This is a genomic window from Frankia casuarinae (assembly GCF_000013345.1).
GTDB lineage: Bacteria > Actinomycetota > Actinomycetes > Frankiales > Frankiaceae > Frankia > Frankia casuarinae.
The window spans coordinates 3,007,521-3,024,108 of the sequence record NC_007777.1; the positions used below are offsets into that span (position 1 = coordinate 3,007,521).

The following is a 16,588-nucleotide window of genomic DNA, read 5'->3' on the forward strand; positions in this document are numbered from 1 at the left end:
CAACCGCGTTCACCCCGAAGAGCCCGCCCCTCCAACGGCGTAGGGGCGGGCTTCTCGTTCGGTCAGCCAGCGGCCGGGGCAGCCAGACGAGCGCGGGAACTGATGAAGGCGCGCAGCTGGTCCAGGTCCGGAAGGGGTTCGTGGTGGGGACGCTCGCAGCGAAGGCTTCCGCTGGCCGCTGCCAGCTCCAGGGTTTCCCCCATCGGCCAGCCGAGACGCAGACCGTAGAGAAGGCCGCCGGAAAAGGCCGCGCCGGCGCAGTGGGTGTGCCGTACCACGATCTCGAAGGCGGGAACGGATACCCGGCTGGTGTCGCTGAGGGCGACCGCGCCGAAGGCTCCGGCCGTGACCACCACCCAGGAGGCCCGGGTCTGGCTCCGCAGGGAGGCCGCCGTCGCCAGGGCCTCCCCGTGCGCGGCGTCGTCCACGTTCGTCTGGATCACCAGCAGTTCCGGCCAATCCCGGAGCGCGGAAGCCACCTCCGGGCTGAGGCTGGAGCCGCCGAGGTTGAGCAGCAGCGGAACCCCTGCCCGGCGGGCGGCCTCGATGGCGCGGAGGCTTGCTGGTTCGATGAGCTGGTAGCAGTCCACATAGGCGAAGGATGCCGAGGCCAGCGGTGTGAGGTCCACGGCCATCAGCCCATCCAGTACCCCGGGCAGGTACGGAAACCAGGTTCGGGTGCCGTCATCGTCGGCCACGATCACAATGTGCGACGTTGACTGATCCGGCACCGGCCGGGCCGTGGAGGCCACCCGGTGCCGCTCTAACCAGGCCTGGATTTGGACCCCGCCCGGATCATCGCCGAAGTCGTTTGAGAGCACGAGCGCCGGGACCTCGAGGGCGGCCAGGACGGCGGCGGCCATAGGGCCATCCGCCGCGATGGACGGCTCCACCGTCCGGACCGCCGCGCCCTGGTTCGCCGAGGGGAAATGACCCACTGAGCCTTTCCCTGCAACGTTTGGTGACGCTCCGTGAGCGTCGCTGGGTGTGAGCGTCCCTGGGGGTGGAGACGATGAAGGCGCGGGGCTCCGGTAGGAAGTTGTTCCGACCAAAGAGCAACTCCGAAGGAACCCCACGCCTCGATGAGTTTCACATACACCGCCGAGCTGCCGTTCGGCGATCACACCGTTTTCCGTCTGGCGGGTCTTCTCGTGGCGGAGCGTCAACGTCGTGGTACCCGCAAGGGCACCCGGACGCTGTCCGCGTTGGAACAGGCCGTGATGGTCCTGCGCTGGTTCTGTGACGGCACCAGGGCCAGGCGGCTCTTCTCCGATCATGGGGTGTCCCGGTCGGTGGGCTACCGCTACCTGCACGAGGGAGTCGCCGTGCTCGCCTGGCAGGCCCCGGACCTGCGTGAAGCGCTGATGCGGGCCAGGGTCGCCGGCTACGAGCATCTCATCGTTGACGGCACGGTCATCGAGACCGACCGGCTACGCATGCCCGGCCCGACCGAAGGCGTGGACCTGTGGTGGTCCGGCACGATCTCCAACCACGGTGGCAACATCCAGGTGCTCTCCGCCCCGGACGACGGCTGGCCACTGTGGGTCTCCGACGTGCGGCCCGGCCGCGAGCACGACTCGACCGCCCTGAAAGCCTCCGGGGCGCTGCCGGTTCTCGCCGAGTGGACCGCCGACCTGCACGAGGTGCTGTTCGACCTCGGCTACGAAGGGCTGGGCAACCCGGCCGGGCCGCTCGCGACCGCGTACAAGAAGCCCAAGGGCGGCACCCTCACCGACGAACAGAAAGCGCACAACCGGATCCACAACGCGCTACGCGCCGTCGGTGAACGCGCGAACGCCCTGCTCAAAGGCACCTTCCGACTCCTCCACAACATCACGATCGACCCCTGGAAGATCGGACTTGTCGTGAAAGCCGCCCTCGTCATCCTCCACACCGAGCACCGCAGAACCGCCTGACACCCAACACACCAACACACCATTGCGATCACGTCACGTGACGAATCGTTACCGGGAAAGGCTCACTGTCCAGAGAGAGGCGGCGGCCAGGTAGCTGACGCAGACCACCGGCCCCGGGTGTGGCCCGGCCACGGCTACCAGCCGAAGACGGAGAAGGACCGGCCCGCGGCGATGTCTTCCAGCGCCGCCCGGCAGTAGGCGATCATGTGGTCCGGCAGGGCATCCAGTGGGAACCAGGCCAGTTCGCTGCACTTCTCCGGCTCCCGGTTCACCGGTTCGCCGTCCCACTCCCGGACGATGAAGAAGAAGGCGGCCCGGCCGCCGCCGGAAGAGTTGTGCATGATGTGCGCGAACTCCACCGCCTCCGGCTGGATCGTCACCCCGATTTCCTCTTTGGCCTCCCGAATGAGGGCCGTGACCACGGACTCTCCCGCCTCCAGGTGGCCGGAGGGCAGGTGGTACGCACCGTCCTCGTAGCCGGTGTTCTGGCGACGGCCGAACAGGGCTTCGTTGTTTCGGAGCAAGATTAGATGAACATCAGTAGTAACCTGATGGCGAGCAGGCATGGGCCGATCTCCTTTGATCTGGTGCGCTGCTGGGGCTGTTGTCTATTTTAGCGGGAAAGCCGCTCATTAGTAATCCGCGGCACCGGCGTTTTCCGTGGCGCTCCCTCAGGTGATCTCTGACGCACGCCCCTGCCCTACGCCCCTCCCGTGCTCCGGCTACACGCTTGAAAGAAGTACAGCGAAGTTGCACCACCCTGGCACCGCGCCCGTCCCGCTGGTGCGCCCGCCCTGAACAGTGTGCCACCGGCTGATTACACCTTGACAACCTGATATTGCTAGAGCCGGGCATGGAGGAACCAACCATGTCCGATGATCGAAATGCAACATGCGAAAACCGTATTGACGCCCAGCTTTTGAGCCTGGAGCGCTGGTACAGGAGAAGATACAAACGCCTGGAGAAGGCGCAACGGGCAAACGACGACGCCCGCGAGGAGGAGCTACACGAGGAACTGGAGCCGCTGGCGGTGTCGGCGCGGCGGCTCGTGCGGGTGGAGTTCTTTTGGGGTGGCCCCTCAGCGCATATGGATGCGGAGGTGGACAACGGCCAGGTAGTGGCCGCCACGTTCCACTTCCTGGACTGGTTCGACGGCGCGTCCCGCTCCATCGACGAGAATTCCAACCCCGCCCTATTGCGGCTGGCCGAGGAAATGGCGGAGGTGGCGCTATGAGCCACTTTCTGCTTGGCGTCATTCTCCCCGACCATATCGAAACCGAGGATGCGGAAAGCTACCTACACGAGGTCATGGAGCCGTACGACGAAGATATAGTGGTGGACGCCTACAACAGACCTTGCGGATGCGGAACCAGGCGGGCGGACAATATGGCTTCTGAGATCGCGACGGAGAAGACCGGCCTGACGTGGGAGATGTTACGCAACACATTCCACGAGCGTCCGCGCGAAGATCACTCCGAAGAAGCATGGCTCAAGCGCACCCAGCCCTTGAGGGAGGCAGAGAAACAGGCGCTCGCAGGGCTGACCATAAAGCCAGACCCCGATTGCGACAACTGCCAGGGTTCTGGAACGTACCCCAGCACCTACAACCCGAAAAGTAAATGGGACTGGTGGTGTATTGGTGGCCGCTGGGATGGGCTGATAACGGGATTGACCACCGAAAGCGAAGACGACGGCTTGAATTTCGAGCAAAGTCACGAGAGCATCGAAAACAACGTGACGGACGTAAAGAACCTGACGTCCGATACCATGCCGTTTGCGTTTATCCTGCCTGATGGTGAGTGGATTCAGCAGGGGCAGATGGGATGGTGGGGCATCGTCACGAGGGAAGATGTGCCGAGGGAGGAGTGGCGTACCAACCGCCTGGAGGACATCCAAACACGCTACGGCGGCCAGCGCGTCGTAGCAGTTGACTGCCACATATAAGCACGAAAAACGGCGACCCGTCTGCAAACGGAGCGCCGTTACGAACAAGAACAACTGAGAACTAACCTGGCTCTAGCGTATCGGGTATCAAAAGAAACGTCAATGAGCGCAATGCCATCCCTCCCCTTACAAGTCAAGGGGAGTACGCCCGCCGTGGGCAAGCGAGGCCGGATATTCTATCTTGAAGTGCGCAGTAAATAGAGGCATACTAGGAAACGATGAACGATGAAGCAATCCGGCAATTAACTAAGCATCTCGATAAGCGCTTTGATGAGTTGCAGGCTGATACGAACCGCCGCTTTGAGCATATGGCGAAGTCCATAGACGTGCTGACCGGCGATGTAGCACGTCTGGCCGGTGTTATCCAAGCGCGGGAAGACAAGTTTGGCGACCTCCTGGCGGCCATGGATGGCTACGTGTTGCGGGCTGAGCATACGGCGGCGGATGTGGCGGGGCTGGAACGCAGGACGGATGTGCTAGAGAAATGGGTGACGGCCATCGGTAGGAAAACCGGCGTAACGCTGAACGTGGTGGAGCCGTGAACATATTTGTTGTTCAGGCTGCGTCCGCCCGTCCGCGCCGGCGACCGGAGGGAGGCGGAGCGGGTCGCCGCGGAGCGGCGCTTGAGCGACGTAGACAAGGTTTGCACCCGTAGTACCCGCCTCACCTGGGGCGGCCTGCCGTATGCTGGTTCGACTACCGATGAAAAAGTCGGTGCAGGAGTAAGGAGTAGCCAGAATGAGCACCGACGAACACGACGAGGAAGATCCCGCACTTGAGATTGCGTCCAAAGATATGGATCGCCTCAGCGAAATCGTGTTGCGGGTGCCGCCCGGCGTCTACACGGGAATGAATGAGCAGCTTTCTCGAATGATGCGAGATGCCCTGGCGGTCAATAACTCCTCAATATCGAAAATTGCCGCACAGCTGGCTGGATCAACCGTGCCATATGAAGCAATCATCAAAGAACTTGGAGCCACCAGCTCCTTGGCAAAGATTGCCTCCATGGATCTGGCTGGCGCACGGCTTGCGGGAGTCCTGACCCAGAGCCTGAGTTCTTCGTATCTCTCGGAGACGATTGCCGCTGCCAATAAGCTGAGCGCCAGAAATCTACTGGGTCCGATGTTCACTGACCTTGAGAAGTCGCTCGTTAAGGCCGCCGAGCGTTCGCTGATTGCGGTTCCACCGCCTAATTTCTTGGCCTTCGCCAATCTCGCAGCCGACGGCTGGCGCCAAACCCTTGATGCGGCCATCGTCTCGCCGCCACCATCTCCAGGCCGACTTTCCTCTCTGGGCGCGACCACACTTCATGTAGTCGAGATCGGAAATGATCTCGGTGAGGCCGCCGAAGAAGCCAACCTTGAAGATGAACGGTGGCGGGAAGGTCGTGAACAGCTTACTGATCATCTCTCCTCCTGGCTAGGGCAAGCATGCCCTAAGGCGGTTCCGAAGCTGAGGGGAGCTTGGCACGCGCTGACCTCGAATGGGCCAGATGCGGCCTCTCAGGCGGCGAACTCGGGTGTGGAGGCACTTGACTGGACTTTGCGCACCATTGCGCCTGATGATGAGGTCCTCGCATGGCGGGAAAATGTTGGTCAATACGCAAAGGAAATTGACCCTAAGAACGGCAAACCGCATCGAGCGCTACGTGTTCGTTACGCAGTACGAGGCTTTGGCATGAAAAGCGACGGCGTCACGGTAATCATAATGATGATGACCCGGTGCCTTGATGAGTTGCAGGGCGTGAAACATGGTGTAGATGAGACGAAAACCATCGCGGCTGCACGTCGCGCTCTCCTTGCGCTCGAGAACACGTTGACAGCTTTGATGCCATATTAGTACCCCATGTGGAGCAACATGCCTGATCTTACTCTAGAAGGAATATTCAGACTACCGGCGCCGGTCGCGGTCAAGGTAGCCGTACTCGCCTCAGAGACGCCGGTTCGTATTGGCGGCATGGATATCAGCCTGGTCATGCCCTCACTTCAACTTCTGAATAATGGGCCTATCCTGACAGCCCCCGCGATGAAAACGGTGCGGAATGATATTGACTGGGACGAACGCTACCGTTCCGTGGGGAGTGCATGGGGTAACGTGTCCCACTTCAAGTCAAACGATCCGCTAGGAGCCAATGGTAACGCGCTTGTCCGCGCCTTCGTAGTTCGGCACACCATTGCCACCGCGGATCAGCCCGAAAGCGTCAGGCGAAAAGAACGCGGGCAGAACCTGTACCAGGATATTGACGCCTGGTGGAGGCTCGCGGCCGACTGGGTTGAGGTGGTAGCGCGACAAAACCTTGATCCCCACTACGATGGGGCAAGCCGCCCGGGAGATGACCTCGAACTCTGGTTTAAGTACGGTCCCGATGGAGAGAGGGTGAGAAACCCTGCTCCCATTTCCCTCACCATGTCACCGGTAAATGCCTTGGAAAGTGATCGCTGGAAGGCGATACTTAAGGCAGCGTCAGACGGTCGCCAGCCGCCCACCGAACATTTGTTGCTCCGGGACGCCATCGCGGCCAACCGCCGCGGGCAGCGTCGGAGGGCCGTACTGGATGCGGCGACGGCGGCGGAGATGGCTCTGACCTATTTGCTGGATCAGGAACTTGCTGGACTACGGTCAGACGTCGCGGGCTATGTGATAGAGAAGAGCCGCCAGATCGGCGGGCGCGTTCAGGCGCTGAAAAATCTGGGAGTGCAGCTACCCGGAGACGCGGGCAAGCGGATCATGAGCTTTTTGGCGGAGCCTCGGAACACGGCAATCCACGGAGGCCGGGAGCCAAGCGTGGATGAGACGCGGGAAGCGCTGAAGGTCGCGGACGAGATCATGGAAACTGCATCCCCGCGCTCGGCGCTGCTTTAGCGCGGGACGGTCATCAACCCCAGCCGAATGCCACAGAGGGTATCCAACCCGTGACGGAACGTCCGAATTCGTTCCTTACATGTCCGATTTGCTGGTCAAGAACCATACCCACCAGGAGCGCCAAGGCGTCGGACGTGATGAGGGCGTCGGCCTCGGGGTCGCCGGACAGGTGGAGGGCCATGCGGCCAACGGTAAGCCCCGCCAGAGTGATCCGGCGGGGCAGGTTGGTCAGGGACGCCAGATCACGGTGATGCGATCCGGGTCAAAACGGTTCTTCGGCCCATCGGCCTTGGACAGCACCACGGCCTCGATAACGGTGGCGATGATGTCACGGCGCTGCTCCACCTCCAGCCGAGGCCAGGACGAGGCCACGTTGGTCAGCTGGGGGCCGGAGTGGGCGCGCAGCCAGTCGTTGCGCTCCCCCCGGAGCTTCGCCACGTCCCCCTCCAGCTCCTCCACCATCTGGAGGGCGCGGGTGCCGCCGCGCTTCGTCTCCCGCCAGGCGGCCATGATCTCGGCGATCTCCGCCTCGGCCGCCTTGGGCCACGGGCCGCTTTCGGCTTCCACGTCCCGGTTTGCCAGATAGGCCAGCACCAAGTTCGTGACCAGTTCGTCAACGTGGTGGCCGGTCACGGCGACGCTGCCGCAGCCACCAGCGGTGACGGGACGGCAGGAGTAGTGATGCTTCTTCCACCCCTTGTCCCAGCCGCCGGTGAGCCGCGCGCCGCAGTAGGCGCAGCGGATGATTCCGGACAGCAGATACTTCCGGCCGCCTATGTGGATGTTCTGGTTGCCGGTCCGAGCGGGGTCGCGGAGCTTCGCCACCACCTTCTCCCAGACCTCGACGTCCAGGATGTGACCTTGAAGGCCCATGACGGGCTGGCCGTCTACGGTGCAGGCGTAGCGCTGCTCCAAGGGAACCGTGGTCGGGCCGTGTACCCGGTAGCCCGCGAGGCGGGGAGACAGATACATGTTCTTCATCACCTGGCGCTGCCACTGGTGGCCCCGGGTCGTGAGAATGCCCAGCTCATTCCAGCGGCGGCAGAGCGTGTGCGTGCCGACCCCGGCAAGGATTTCGTCAGCACCGACGACGATCATGTCGGCCTCGGCCTTGCGGATGGTGCGCTTGTCCGGCTCCCAGCCGAAGGGCCGGTAGCCGCCCACGGGGACACCCGCCTTGGCGAGCTCGCGGTGGGCCGTCCGCACCCGCCGGGAGGTGTCGGCGGACTGCTGGTTCTTCAGGGCCACGACGATCCGGGCCACGGAGCGCCCGTTGTCCGTGAGGAGGTCAAGGGTGCCGCTGATGTCAATGACGGGCCGCCCGTACTGGACCACCACGTCAATGGCGTCTTCCAGGTGGCGCGGGTCGCGGGTGAGCCGGTCCACGTCGGAGACGATGAGGCCGTCAAGGGGCTTGCCGGTTTTGGTGGCTCCCCGCTTCAAGTCCTCCAGGGCGCCCTCGTACACCGGCCGCACCACCCGGTACACCACGGAAGTTATTCAGAAACTCTCTTGATTCTCTCGAAGCTCAGTATTCGCTCGGATTGCTGTTCGTTGATTTTCTGGAGGCCGACGGCTGCCTGGATGTCGGCATCGATACGGCCGAGGTCGCTGCGGTAACGGCTGGTGAGGATTCGCCAGTTCTTCGCGTGAGCGACTCCCCATTCGGCGGCGACCCGGACGGACGCGAACTCGGCGTTGAGTTGTTTCTGCCAGCCGGTCAGGGATGTTCCGGGCTTCTTCTTCCGCGGGGTGTGGACGGCGGGTTCGCCTTCGTAACCGAGGTCGGTCATGCAGCCACCGGAACGTCGCGCCACCCGTGTCCAGCCAGGGCGACGTCAAAGTAGGTACGGCGTGGCGTCTTGAGTTTGTGGTCGGCTACTGCTGGGGGTTGGGCCGCGAAGGGCCCTGGAACGCGGCAGACGCGGCACCTACAGGAAGATCTGAGTTCTCACGCAAAGGTCTTCCAGAAGCAGGTGCCGCGTCCGTGTCTGTAGTGTCCCCCATGTTGTGGCTTGAGTGTCAGCAGGAGCAGGTTGAGGTCTCGACAGCCGCGCAGGTCGCGGGGCTGGTCGCGGTGTTGCGGCGGGTACCGGACTGGCGCGACCCGCGGGGTGTTCGCTACGAGCTCGCGCCGGTCCTGGCGTTGTGGGTCGCGGGCAACATCGCAGGTCACGACACCACCGTGGCGGTGTGGGAGTGGGCCTGCGCCCTCCCGGTCGGGGTGCTGGCCGGCCTCGGGTTCCCTCGTCGGGTGCCGTCGGAGCGCACGATCCGGCGGATCGTGGAGGAAGGCCCGCCCGGGCAGTTGGACCAGGCGCTGTCGGGCTGGACCGCCGCGGTCGCGCCCGGGCCCGCGGACCCGGGCGGCCTGGTGGCGGTGGCCTTTGACGGGAAGGTGATGAAGGGCGCCCGTTCCCGCCCGCCACAGGGGTCGGTGCGCCAGGAGGCGGTCGTCGAGGCCGTCCGCCACGACACCGGGACCGCGCTCGGGCATCAACGGGTCGTGGCCGGCGACGAGATCGCCTCGGTACGGAGGCTGGTCAACCGGGTGTGTGACCACAACACGCTGGTCACGACCGGCTGCCTGCACGCACACGAACCCTTGGCCCGGGCGTCCCGTTCGAGCGCTACGCCGACGACGCAGTGCTCCACTGCGCCAGCGAACGCCAGGCCCACCAGGTGCGCCAGGCGGTCGAGGACAGGATGGCCGAGGTCGGGCTGCGTCTGCACCCGACCAAGACCAGGATCGTGTACTGCAAGGACGCCAACCGGCGGCTCGGCCACGAGCACACCGCGTTCACGTTCCTCGGGTACACCTTCCGTGCCCGCGCGGCACGCGGCAGGAACGGCCGGCTCTTCGCCTCGTTCCAGCCCGCGATCAGCAGGCAGGCCCTGACCGCGCTCGGTAGGCAGGTCCGTCACTGGCGCCTACACCGCCGCAGCAACGTCACGCTCGCGGACCTCGCCCGGACGATCAACCCGATCGTCCGAGGTTGGATGGCGTACTACGGGGCGTTCTACCGCTCCGCGCTGTCCGTTCTCCTCACGCGCATCAACTCCTACCTGGTGCGTTGGATCCGCAAGAAGTACAAGCGGCTACGACCCATGAGAAAGGCGTCAGCCGCCTGGCAACGGGCAGTCACGGGCTCTCCGGGTCTGTTCGCGCACTGGCGGTGGGTTCCGACCTTCCGGTGACCAGGATGACAGGAGCCGTGTGACGGGAGACCGTCACGCACGGTTCTGCGAGAGCCGGGAGGTGAAACCCCTCCCGGCTACTCGACCCTGATAGCTCGCGTCCCCCGCCACGCAACGGATCAACCATGACGATGAGTATCTATGCGGGCACGTATAGTGAGATTCCACTCCATCTTTCCGATACCGGCTGGCCCAGAACCATAGCGATGAGGAGCGCCAGCGGATCCTTGGTCAGCAGCTCGTCGGCCTCGCCGATCTGGCTCAGGTGCAGTCCCACCACACCACCGTAGCCGACCGTGTTCGGGGACTGGCGACGCTGGTCAACTCGTCAGGCGGCTCCGTGTCCCTCACTACTGGACGCTACCGGTCCCTACGCGACGCCAGTTTGACCCCCCGCTGCACGGCCAGCTGACGAGCACCCAGGGATGGTACCGTATTTGGTACGACTGGACGCTCAGGGAGGTGCCGGCATGGTCGCGGCGATCAGTGCCAGCGAGGCGCGCAAGACACTGTTCCCACTTCTCGAACAGGTCAACGCCGATCACACACCGGTAGAGATCGTCTCGAAGAGGGGGAACGCGGTCCTGGTGAGCAAGGAGGACTGGGACGCGATCGTGGAGACCAACTACCTGCTGCGCACGCCTGCCAACGCCCGCCGGCTGATGGAGAGCGTCGAGCAGTGGCGTTCAGGCGGCGCGGTCGAGCGTTCCCCGGATCCTGACGGGTGAAGCTGACCTGGACCGACCATGCCTGGGACGACTACCTGTACTGGCAGAGCCAGGACCGCAAAACTCTCAAGCGCATCAACGCCCTGATCGCGGACATCAAACGCGATCCAGATGGGCAGGGCATCGGCAAACCGGAAGTGCTGCGCAACAACCTCGCCGGGCTGCGCTCCCGGCGAATCGACGACGAGCACCGCCTGATCTATGCGATTGAGCCCAGCCAGATCACAATCATCTCCTGCCGCTACCACTATCAGTAGTCGAGGCTGCCGTGAGCAGCTCTGAGCGACTGCGGCCGTAGTCCTGTTCGCTCCGGCAGCCGCAAGCCGGATCATAACCCCGGGTTCTCACTCTAACCGGCCTGCTCGCCCCGGTTCTCCCCCATCACGGGCCGGAACATCTGTCGCCTTGAACAGCGCGGCGAGGCGGTCTGGCGTCTACCGGTTCGGGATCGCATCGACCAGGTTGAAGACGATGCTCGGGTCGCGACCACCGAACAACAGCGAGATCACGACTGCCGCCATCGCCTCGAGGTGGTGAGCCTGCCGAAGATCGCCGACCGGGACAGGCTCGGTGCCCACGGGCACCGCCGTGACCAGTCAGAGCTCGGTTGCTCGGGTGACACGAGTCATTCCGCCGGGCTCGTTCTTTCCGGTGCCCGCTGCTCCAGCACCATCCCGATCAACAGCGCCAACGGATCGTTCGTCAGCAGCTCGTCCGCCTCGTCGATCTGGCTCAGGTGAAGTCCCACCCGAACACCGTAGCCGGCCTGGGAACGGCGGCCGTCGCACCGCCGGCCATATCGCCGTGTGGTTCGCGGTGTCCCGGCGCGCTTCGTAATCGCTGGCTGCGCTGTCAGCCAACACTGCACCAGCGGAGCTGGAGGCAGCGGTACGGGATGTACCGTGCCGCGCACGTCGTCCCCATACTCTGAATGCCGTCATCCAGCAGGCGGCGATGTCTCCGGAGGCGTGACGCTTGCCGCGGGCGGAGCCGCCGGGACGGGCGGGGCGGCTGGGCCCGTCGCCGCGGCAATGACGGCCTGCGGGTCCAGGATCACACCCTGAGCAGCCGCCTTGTAGCCGATCTAGAAAAAAGCCCCGCCAGTCCCGGAGGACGGCGGGGAGAAAGTGACTGACACGCTACCGACGCAGAGTCCTGGGCGTCAGTGGTCCCGGCAGGCCGCGTAGTCGGCCGGCAGCCTTGGTAGCCGAGAGGTACGGCAGGCCAGGTGGACGAGCTGGATCTCGTGGCCGTCTCGGCCGGGTAGGACCGAAGCCCGGCGCCGCGCGCCGCGGCCCTGCCCGCAATGGCGGGACGCGATGGCGGGACGCGATGGCGGGACGCGATGGCGGGAAAGGTGGGAACCGCGTCCTTGCCGCCATACTCGAGCCCTGCCAGCCTAATCCGCATGAGGCCGCGCAGCGTGGTCATCGTGCTTTACGACGACGTCCAGAGCCTGGATGTGACCGGCCCGCTGGAGGTGTTCGCCGGGGCGGACGCCGCCACGGAACGGCCAGGTGCGTACCGGATCATGACCGCCGGGCCTGGTGGCCACCCGGTGCGCACATGCAGTGGGTTGCGGCTGCTACCCGACGCCGACATCGACCACGTCGGACCAGCTCACACACTGCTGGTGCCCGGCGGGCCGGGTACGGCCGCCCCCGACCCGGAGCTGGTGCGCCGCATCGGCGAGTTGGCGGCCGAGGCCGATCGTGTGGTCTCCGTCTGCACCGGGGCCTTCCTGCTCGCCGAGGCCGGCCTGCTGGCCGGACGTCGCGCCACGACGCACTGGGCACATTGCGCTCGCTCGACGCTTCCCCGACATCCAGGTCGACGCCGAGCCGATCTACGTCCGAGACGGGAACATCGCCGCCTCGGCCGGCGTCACCGCAGGTATCGACCTGGCGTTGGCGCTGGTCGAAGAGGACCTCGGGCGGGACGTCGCGCTGCTGATAGCCCGGCACCTGGTGATGTTCCTGCGCAGGCCGGGTGGGCAGGCACAGCTCAGCGCGCAGCTCGCTGCTCAGGTCGCCGAACGGCCGCAGCTGCGCGAGGTCCAGCACTGGATCGACGAGCACCCCGAAGGCGATCTTTCCGTCGGTTCTCTCGCCCGCCGCGTGACGCTGTCACCCCGTCACTTCACCCGTGCCTTCGCCGCTGAGGTCGGAGTGACGCCGGGGCGGTACGTGGACGGGGTCCGGCTGGAGACGGCCCGCCGACGGCTGGAGGACACCGACGAGGGAATCGAGCAGATCGCCCGGTCGTGCGGATACGGCACCGCTGAGGCGATGCGGCGCGCCTTCGTTCGGGTCCTGGGTGTGCCGCCGATGGAATACCGCCGCCAGTTCCGACCTCATCCAAATCCAACCTCCGGAGGATACTGATGCAGATCGCGATCATGCTGTATGACCGTTTCACCGGCCTGGACGCCATCGGCCCGTACGAGATCCTCGCCCGCATTCCCGGGGCCGAGGTGATCTTCGCAGCCGCCCGGCCCGGCCCGGCCCGGTCCGGGCCGACACGGCCAGCCTGACCGTCGTCGCCGATGCCGCGCTCTCCGAGGTCACCGCCCCCGACGTGCTCCTGGTGCCAGGTGGTCCCGGAGCCGCCGACCTCCTGGCTGACCAGCCGACCCTCGACTGGCTGCGCGGCGTTGACGCGGCGGCCACCTGGACGGCCTCGGTCTGCTCCGGCTCGCTCCTGCTGGCCGCCGCGGGCCTGCTCACCGGTCGCCGCGCCACCTCACACTGGATCTGCCTTGATCATCTAACGACGTTCGGTGCCATCGCCACCGCCGAACGAGTCGTCATCGACGGGAAGTACGCCACCGCGGCCGGTGTCTCGGCCGGCATCGATCTCGCCCTGCACCTGACCGGACGCATGGTGGGCGACGACATCGCCGAATCCATCCAGCTCGTTGTCGAATACGATCCCCAACCGCCGTATGCGGCCGGCTCGATCGCCACCGCGCCCGCGGCTCGAGTCGCCGCCCTGCGCGCGAGCGGCCTCGCCGTCAGCGCCTGATCTGTACAGGTCGCTTCACTGACCACTGTTCACCGACACGGCCAACGTTCCACCTGCACGGCAGCGGACGTCCCGTCGGGCGCGAGGTGGAGGAGAAATACTGTTTCTCGCGGCCCGCGCCGTCGCGGGCGTGCTCGGGCTTCCCGCGCCCCCAAGGACCCGGAGGACGAGAATGACAAAGACGAGGACGAAAAGGAAGCTCCCGAAGACCGCGCACACATCCCGGCCCTGGCGAATTCACGACATCACGCCTGACTTCCGCATCGAGGACGTCTGGGCCCTGCCCACACCAGGCACCGCGCAGGACTTCCCGAGGCTGGTGCGGCTGATCGCCGAGGGCGACACGGGGGACAACCCGTCATGGGTCGCCCGGCTGCTGTTCAGGATCCGCTGGCGCCTCGGAGCCTGGCTCGGCTGGGACGATCCCGACTCGGGTATCGCCATCCGGGTGCCGACGCTGCGTGAACGCCTACCAGCCGACCTGCGCGACGCACCAGCCGGACCCGCGTTCGAGACCCTCCCGTTCCGGTCAGTCTTTCTGACGGACAACGAATGGGCCGCGGAGATAGTCAACCGCACGGTTCACGGAGTGCTGCACGTCGGCTGGATCCCGGACGACGACGCCGGCCGTCAGCCGGCTGGCCACCGAGGCCAGATGACCGTGCTGGTGAAACCGAACGGCCTGCTCGGACGGGTCTACATGGCGGCGATCACGCCGTTTCGCCTGCTGATCGTCTACCCGCCGCTGCTGCGAGGCATCGGAAAGGACTGGCACGAGAGCACCCCCCGCAACCCGCCCGCAGACGCCTGAAGGACGCTCTCCACTCCATCTTTCCGATACCCGCTGTCCAGCACCATCCCGATCAGCAGCGCCAACGGCTCGTTCGTCAGCAACTCGTCAGCTTCGTCGATCTGGCTCAGGTGCAGTCCCACAGGTCAACGGTAGCCGACCGCTTCACGGCGGCAACCGCGACGCCGGTCAGATCGCGGGGATGGCTGCGAGCTCACCGTCGAGTCGTCGCCCCTGACGATCCGCCGCTGTGATGGCCCATCCCACGCGACGGCAACCCGCCCCTCCCCGAGCAGCGGCGGAGGCCCCCGATCATGGTGAACGTCAACGATCTCGCGATCAGCAGCCCGCGCCCGGAGGTCAACTGCGCACGTGCAGCCCGAAACCCGTGCGGCCCGCGGGCTCCAGTCCCTTCTTCAGGTGCAGCGAGGGGATCTCGTAGTCACCGAAGTTCTGTGGTCGGAACGCGATCGGCTCGGTCGACTCCAGGGTGAGCAGGCGCTGCTCCCAGGCTTTGGCGACGTTCGGGTAGTCCTCGCCGGTCATCTGGTCGGTGCCGTACAGCACGAACGGCGGCAGTACCTCGATGCCCGGGTAGTAGAGGATGCCGTGGTGGATCGGGAACAGAAGATCGTCGATGGGGCCGTTGATCCCGCGCGCGGCGTAGTGCGCCTCGGGCCCGCCGGCGGTCACCGACAGCAGGGCCTTCCTTCCCGCGAGGGTGCCTTCGCCGAAGCGCTCGCCGTATTTGGTGTCGCTGTGCTCGCCGACGCCGTACGCGAAGTGGAAGGTGAACACCCGGTCCACCCAGCCTTTGAGGATCGCGGGCATCGTGTACCACCACAGCGGGAACTGGAAGATGATCGTGTCCGCCCACCACAGTTTCTCCTGCTCGGCGAGGACATCCGGAGTGAGCGTCCCGGCGTCGAAGGCCCGGCCCGAGTCCAGAGCGACCTTCAGCGGGCGTGAGGCGTCGGGACCGTAGTCCGCGGCGTCCACGACCGCCTTCCAGTTCATCGCGTACAGATCGCTCACCCGTACCTCGTGCCCGGCGGTCGCCAAGGTGGACACTGCGAGGTCCTTCAACGAGCCGTTGAGTGACTTCGGCTCCGGATGCGCGTAGACGATCAGCGTCTTCATGGGAACTCCTCGGATCGGGTGCCTCCGATCCTTGGTGCCGCGGCGTCCGGCGTTCAGGGGCGCCCATTCCAGCCGCCGAGTCGAGGGACTGCGCCGCGAAGAGGTCGCGCACCTGCCCGGAGTCAGCGTCGACTACTACGTACGCCTGGAGCAGGGCCGCGCGACCCAGCCCTCCGAGCAGGTCCTCGACGCGCTCGCCCGCGTCCTCGGCCTCGACGAGACCGAACGCGGGCACCTCTACCGACTCGCCCGGCAGCGCCGCCGGCGCGCCAAGGCGCCGGGCGGGCGGATCCGGCCGGAGCTGGCGCGCGTCCTCGACCTGGTCCCCGACACACCCGCACTGATCATGAACCACCAGCTGGACGTGCTCGCGGGGAATCGCCTCGCCGGGCTCCTCTACGGCCGGCCGATGCCCGGCCTGAACACCGCCCGGCACATCTTCCTTGAGGAGGCCGAGCGCGGCCTCTACGCGGACTGGGAGAACTGCACCCTCGACGTCGTCGGGCACCTGCGCCTGGCCGCCGGCAAGTACCCCGAGGACTCCCGCCTGGCCTCGCTCATCGGCGAGCTGGCGATGGGCAGTGAGCGCTTCCGCCGCCTCTGGGCGCGCGCGGACGTGCGCGCCCGCATGCATGGGCGCAAGGCGTACCGGCACCCGCTGGTGGGAACGCTGGAACTGCACCAGGAGAACGTCGCGCTACCGGACGAATCGGGCATGGAACTGCTGGTGCTGTCCGCGGTCCCTGGCTTCACCGCCGCCCGGCGTAAAGCCGGCACCACCGGTCGGGTGATCTGGTTCGGGCAGGTCAGCGCGCAGTCCATCACCGTCGACTTCTTCGACTGGATCGATGGGACCGTCGGCGCGCCGATCGAACAGTTCCACTACGCCGGGACGCCTGCCGAGGACGCCGCGGACCTGCGAACCCTGGTACGGCTCATCCGCCGGGGACACCTGCATCCCGAGATCGGCGTCGTCGAGCCCTGGA

17 protein-coding genes and 6 pseudogenes are annotated in these 16,588 nt (G+C 65.6%); 14 read left to right on the forward strand and 9 right to left on the reverse strand.

The window, feature by feature from the left end; genetic code table 11:
• Positions 1 to 62: 62 nt before the first annotated feature.
• Positions 63 to 863 carry a carbohydrate kinase family protein gene (locus FRANCCI3_RS12795; protein WP_035734624.1) on the reverse strand — a complete coding sequence of 267 codons (801 nt, stop codon included), beginning with the start codon at positions 861 to 863 and terminating at the stop codon, positions 63 to 65.
• Between the two features lie 219 nt (positions 864 to 1,082).
• On the opposite strand from FRANCCI3_RS12795, the gene FRANCCI3_RS12800 reads away from it, so the two are divergent.
• A complete protein-coding gene (locus FRANCCI3_RS12800; RefSeq protein WP_011435569.1) occupies positions 1,083 to 1,916 on the forward strand; it encodes an IS5-like element ISFsp7 family transposase in 834 nt (277 codons plus the stop codon).
• A gap of 134 nt (positions 1,917 to 2,050) precedes the next feature.
• Here FRANCCI3_RS12800 and FRANCCI3_RS12805 read toward each other — a convergent pair whose 3' ends face one another.
• Entirely contained in the window at positions 2,051 to 2,482 is a 432-nt protein-coding gene (locus FRANCCI3_RS12805) for an NUDIX hydrolase (RefSeq protein ID WP_011436946.1), read from the reverse strand.
• Between the two features lie 302 nt (positions 2,483 to 2,784).
• Between FRANCCI3_RS12805 and FRANCCI3_RS12810 the strand changes: the two genes are divergently transcribed.
• The 5 genes from FRANCCI3_RS12810 (at position 2,785) to FRANCCI3_RS26240 (ending at position 6,722) form a co-directional block, all read left to right on the forward strand.
• Positions 2,785 to 3,150, forward strand: coding sequence for a hypothetical protein (locus FRANCCI3_RS12810; protein WP_011436947.1), 366 nt, complete (start codon positions 2,785 to 2,787; stop codon positions 3,148 to 3,150).
• Positions 3,147 to 3,860: a hypothetical protein gene (locus tag FRANCCI3_RS12815; RefSeq protein WP_023842237.1), complete on the forward strand. Its 714-nt coding sequence runs from the start codon at positions 3,147 to 3,149 to the stop codon at positions 3,858 to 3,860. Before FRANCCI3_RS12810 ends, FRANCCI3_RS12815 begins: the two co-directional genes overlap by 4 nt.
• Positions 3,861 to 4,078: 218 nt before the next feature.
• On the forward strand, positions 4,079 to 4,402 hold the full coding sequence (locus tag FRANCCI3_RS12820; RefSeq protein WP_023842236.1) for a hypothetical protein: 324 nt from the start codon (positions 4,079 to 4,081) through the stop codon (positions 4,400 to 4,402).
• A 196-nt stretch (positions 4,403 to 4,598) separates the two neighbouring features.
• Positions 4,599 to 5,699, forward strand: a complete 1,101-nt coding sequence (locus tag FRANCCI3_RS26235; protein WP_011436948.1) for a hypothetical protein — start codon at positions 4,599 to 4,601, stop codon at positions 5,697 to 5,699.
• An 18-nt stretch (positions 5,700 to 5,717) separates the two neighbouring features.
• Positions 5,718 to 6,722, forward strand: coding sequence for a hypothetical protein (locus FRANCCI3_RS26240; RefSeq protein ID WP_023841607.1), 1,005 nt, complete (start codon positions 5,718 to 5,720; stop codon positions 6,720 to 6,722).
• A 228-nt stretch (positions 6,723 to 6,950) separates the two neighbouring features.
• Here the strand turns inward: FRANCCI3_RS26240 and FRANCCI3_RS12835 are convergent, their stop codons facing one another.
• Together FRANCCI3_RS12835 and FRANCCI3_RS12840 are read right to left on the reverse strand one after the other, a co-directional pair.
• A complete protein-coding gene (locus tag FRANCCI3_RS12835; protein ID WP_236701554.1) occupies positions 6,951 to 8,201 on the reverse strand; it encodes a recombinase family protein in 1,251 nt (416 codons plus the stop codon).
• Between the two features lie 17 nt (positions 8,202 to 8,218).
• Positions 8,219 to 8,515, reverse strand: coding sequence for a transposase family protein (locus tag FRANCCI3_RS12840; protein WP_011436951.1), 297 nt, complete (start codon positions 8,513 to 8,515; stop codon positions 8,219 to 8,221).
• A gap of 212 nt (positions 8,516 to 8,727) precedes the next feature.
• Between FRANCCI3_RS12840 and FRANCCI3_RS28125 the strand changes: the two are divergent.
• Positions 8,728 to 8,997: pseudogene (locus FRANCCI3_RS28125) on the forward strand (transposase family protein); the annotation flags it as partial.
• On the opposite strand, the gene FRANCCI3_RS28130 reads toward FRANCCI3_RS28125, so the two are convergent.
• Complete coding sequence (locus FRANCCI3_RS28130; protein WP_237704595.1) at positions 8,895 to 9,200, reverse strand: hypothetical protein; 306 nt, start codon at positions 9,198 to 9,200, stop codon at positions 8,895 to 8,897. The pseudogene FRANCCI3_RS28125 and the gene FRANCCI3_RS28130 overlap by 103 nt on opposite strands.
• Before the next feature lie 168 nt (positions 9,201 to 9,368).
• Between FRANCCI3_RS28130 and FRANCCI3_RS12850 the strand changes: the two genes are divergently transcribed.
• The 3 genes from FRANCCI3_RS12850 to FRANCCI3_RS12860 all read left to right on the forward strand — a co-directional run bounded on the left by FRANCCI3_RS12850 (position 9,369) and on the right by FRANCCI3_RS12860 (position 10,905).
• Positions 9,369 to 9,920 (forward strand): group II intron maturase-specific domain-containing protein, encoded by a 552-nt coding sequence (locus tag FRANCCI3_RS12850; RefSeq protein ID WP_011436952.1) that lies wholly within the window; start codon positions 9,369 to 9,371, stop codon positions 9,918 to 9,920.
• Positions 9,921 to 10,390: 470 nt separating this feature from the next.
• Positions 10,391 to 10,648, forward strand: a complete 258-nt coding sequence (locus tag FRANCCI3_RS12855; protein WP_011436953.1) for a type II toxin-antitoxin system Phd/YefM family antitoxin — start codon at positions 10,391 to 10,393, stop codon at positions 10,646 to 10,648.
• Positions 10,645 to 10,905 carry a Txe/YoeB family addiction module toxin gene (locus tag FRANCCI3_RS12860; protein ID WP_011436954.1) on the forward strand — a complete coding sequence of 87 codons (261 nt, stop codon included), beginning with the start codon at positions 10,645 to 10,647 and terminating at the stop codon, positions 10,903 to 10,905. Before FRANCCI3_RS12855 ends, FRANCCI3_RS12860 begins: the two co-directional genes overlap by 4 nt.
• Positions 10,906 to 11,082: 177 nt before the next feature.
• Here the strand turns inward: FRANCCI3_RS12860 and FRANCCI3_RS26985 are convergent, their stop codons facing one another.
• Together FRANCCI3_RS26985 and FRANCCI3_RS28135 are read right to left on the reverse strand one after the other, a co-directional pair.
• Positions 11,083 to 11,226 carry a hypothetical protein gene (locus tag FRANCCI3_RS26985; protein ID WP_023842114.1) on the reverse strand — a complete coding sequence of 48 codons (144 nt, stop codon included), beginning with the start codon at positions 11,224 to 11,226 and terminating at the stop codon, positions 11,083 to 11,085.
• A gap of 71 nt (positions 11,227 to 11,297) precedes the next feature.
• Positions 11,298 to 11,396, reverse strand: a pseudogene (locus FRANCCI3_RS28135) (Fe-S cluster assembly protein HesB); the annotation flags it as partial.
• Positions 11,397 to 12,056: 660 nt separating this feature from the next.
• Here FRANCCI3_RS28135 and FRANCCI3_RS28140 point away from each other — a divergent pair.
• From FRANCCI3_RS28140 to FRANCCI3_RS12875, 3 genes and pseudogenes are all read left to right on the forward strand, one after another.
• Positions 12,057 to 13,032 (forward strand): annotated as a pseudogene (locus FRANCCI3_RS28140) (GlxA family transcriptional regulator).
• Positions 13,032 to 13,672: pseudogene (locus FRANCCI3_RS12870) on the forward strand (DJ-1/PfpI family protein). The pseudogenes FRANCCI3_RS28140 and FRANCCI3_RS12870 overlap by 1 nt, the downstream one beginning before the upstream one ends.
• Positions 13,673 to 13,844: 172 nt before the next feature.
• Positions 13,845 to 14,483 carry a DUF2867 domain-containing protein gene (locus FRANCCI3_RS12875; RefSeq protein WP_011436957.1) on the forward strand — a complete coding sequence of 213 codons (639 nt, stop codon included), beginning with the start codon at positions 13,845 to 13,847 and terminating at the stop codon, positions 14,481 to 14,483.
• A gap of 35 nt (positions 14,484 to 14,518) precedes the next feature.
• Here FRANCCI3_RS12875 and FRANCCI3_RS29090 read toward each other — a convergent pair.
• Positions 14,519 to 14,605 (reverse strand): annotated as a pseudogene (locus FRANCCI3_RS29090) (Fe-S cluster assembly protein HesB); the annotation flags it as partial.
• Between the two features lie 217 nt (positions 14,606 to 14,822).
• The gene (locus FRANCCI3_RS12880; protein ID WP_011436958.1) at positions 14,823 to 15,602 is read right to left on the reverse strand and encodes an NAD(P)H-dependent oxidoreductase; all 780 of its coding nucleotides are present in this window, start codon (positions 15,600 to 15,602) and stop codon (positions 14,823 to 14,825) included.
• A gap of 67 nt (positions 15,603 to 15,669) precedes the next feature.
• Between FRANCCI3_RS12880 and FRANCCI3_RS28150 the strand changes: the two are divergent.
• Positions 15,670 to 16,359, forward strand: a pseudogene (locus FRANCCI3_RS28150) (helix-turn-helix transcriptional regulator); the annotation flags it as partial.
• Positions 16,360 to 16,588: the final 229 nt, after the last annotated feature.

What these genes read in the sequence shown, in the direction of transcription:
- FRANCCI3_RS12840 (WP_011436951.1), bottom strand. Translation starts at nt 8,515, where the DNA reads ATGACCGACCTCGGTTACGAAGGCGAACCCGCCGTCCACACCCCGCGG.
- FRANCCI3_RS12855 (WP_011436953.1), top strand. Translation starts at nt 10,391, where the DNA reads ATGGTCGCGGCGATCAGTGCCAGCGAGGCGCGCAAGACACTGTTCCCA.
- FRANCCI3_RS12800 (WP_011435569.1), top strand. Translation starts at nt 1,083, where the DNA reads ATGAGTTTCACATACACCGCCGAGCTGCCGTTCGGCGATCACACCGTT.
- FRANCCI3_RS12810 (WP_011436947.1), top strand. Translation starts at nt 2,785, where the DNA reads ATGTCCGATGATCGAAATGCAACATGCGAAAACCGTATTGACGCCCAG.
- FRANCCI3_RS12820 (WP_023842236.1), top strand. Translation starts at nt 4,079, where the DNA reads ATGAACGATGAAGCAATCCGGCAATTAACTAAGCATCTCGATAAGCGC.
- FRANCCI3_RS26235 (WP_011436948.1), top strand. Translation starts at nt 4,599, where the DNA reads ATGAGCACCGACGAACACGACGAGGAAGATCCCGCACTTGAGATTGCG.
- FRANCCI3_RS12795 (WP_035734624.1), bottom strand. Translation starts at nt 863, where the DNA reads ATGGCCGCCGCCGTCCTGGCCGCCCTCGAGGTCCCGGCGCTCGTGCTC.
- FRANCCI3_RS26240 (WP_023841607.1), top strand. Translation starts at nt 5,718, where the DNA reads ATGCCTGATCTTACTCTAGAAGGAATATTCAGACTACCGGCGCCGGTC.
- FRANCCI3_RS12805 (WP_011436946.1), bottom strand. Translation starts at nt 2,482, where the DNA reads ATGCCTGCTCGCCATCAGGTTACTACTGATGTTCATCTAATCTTGCTC.
- FRANCCI3_RS12880 (WP_011436958.1), bottom strand. Translation starts at nt 15,602, where the DNA reads ATGAAGACGCTGATCGTCTACGCGCATCCGGAGCCGAAGTCACTCAAC.
- FRANCCI3_RS12875 (WP_011436957.1), top strand. Translation starts at nt 13,845, where the DNA reads ATGACAAAGACGAGGACGAAAAGGAAGCTCCCGAAGACCGCGCACACA.
- FRANCCI3_RS12815 (WP_023842237.1), top strand. Translation starts at nt 3,147, where the DNA reads ATGAGCCACTTTCTGCTTGGCGTCATTCTCCCCGACCATATCGAAACC.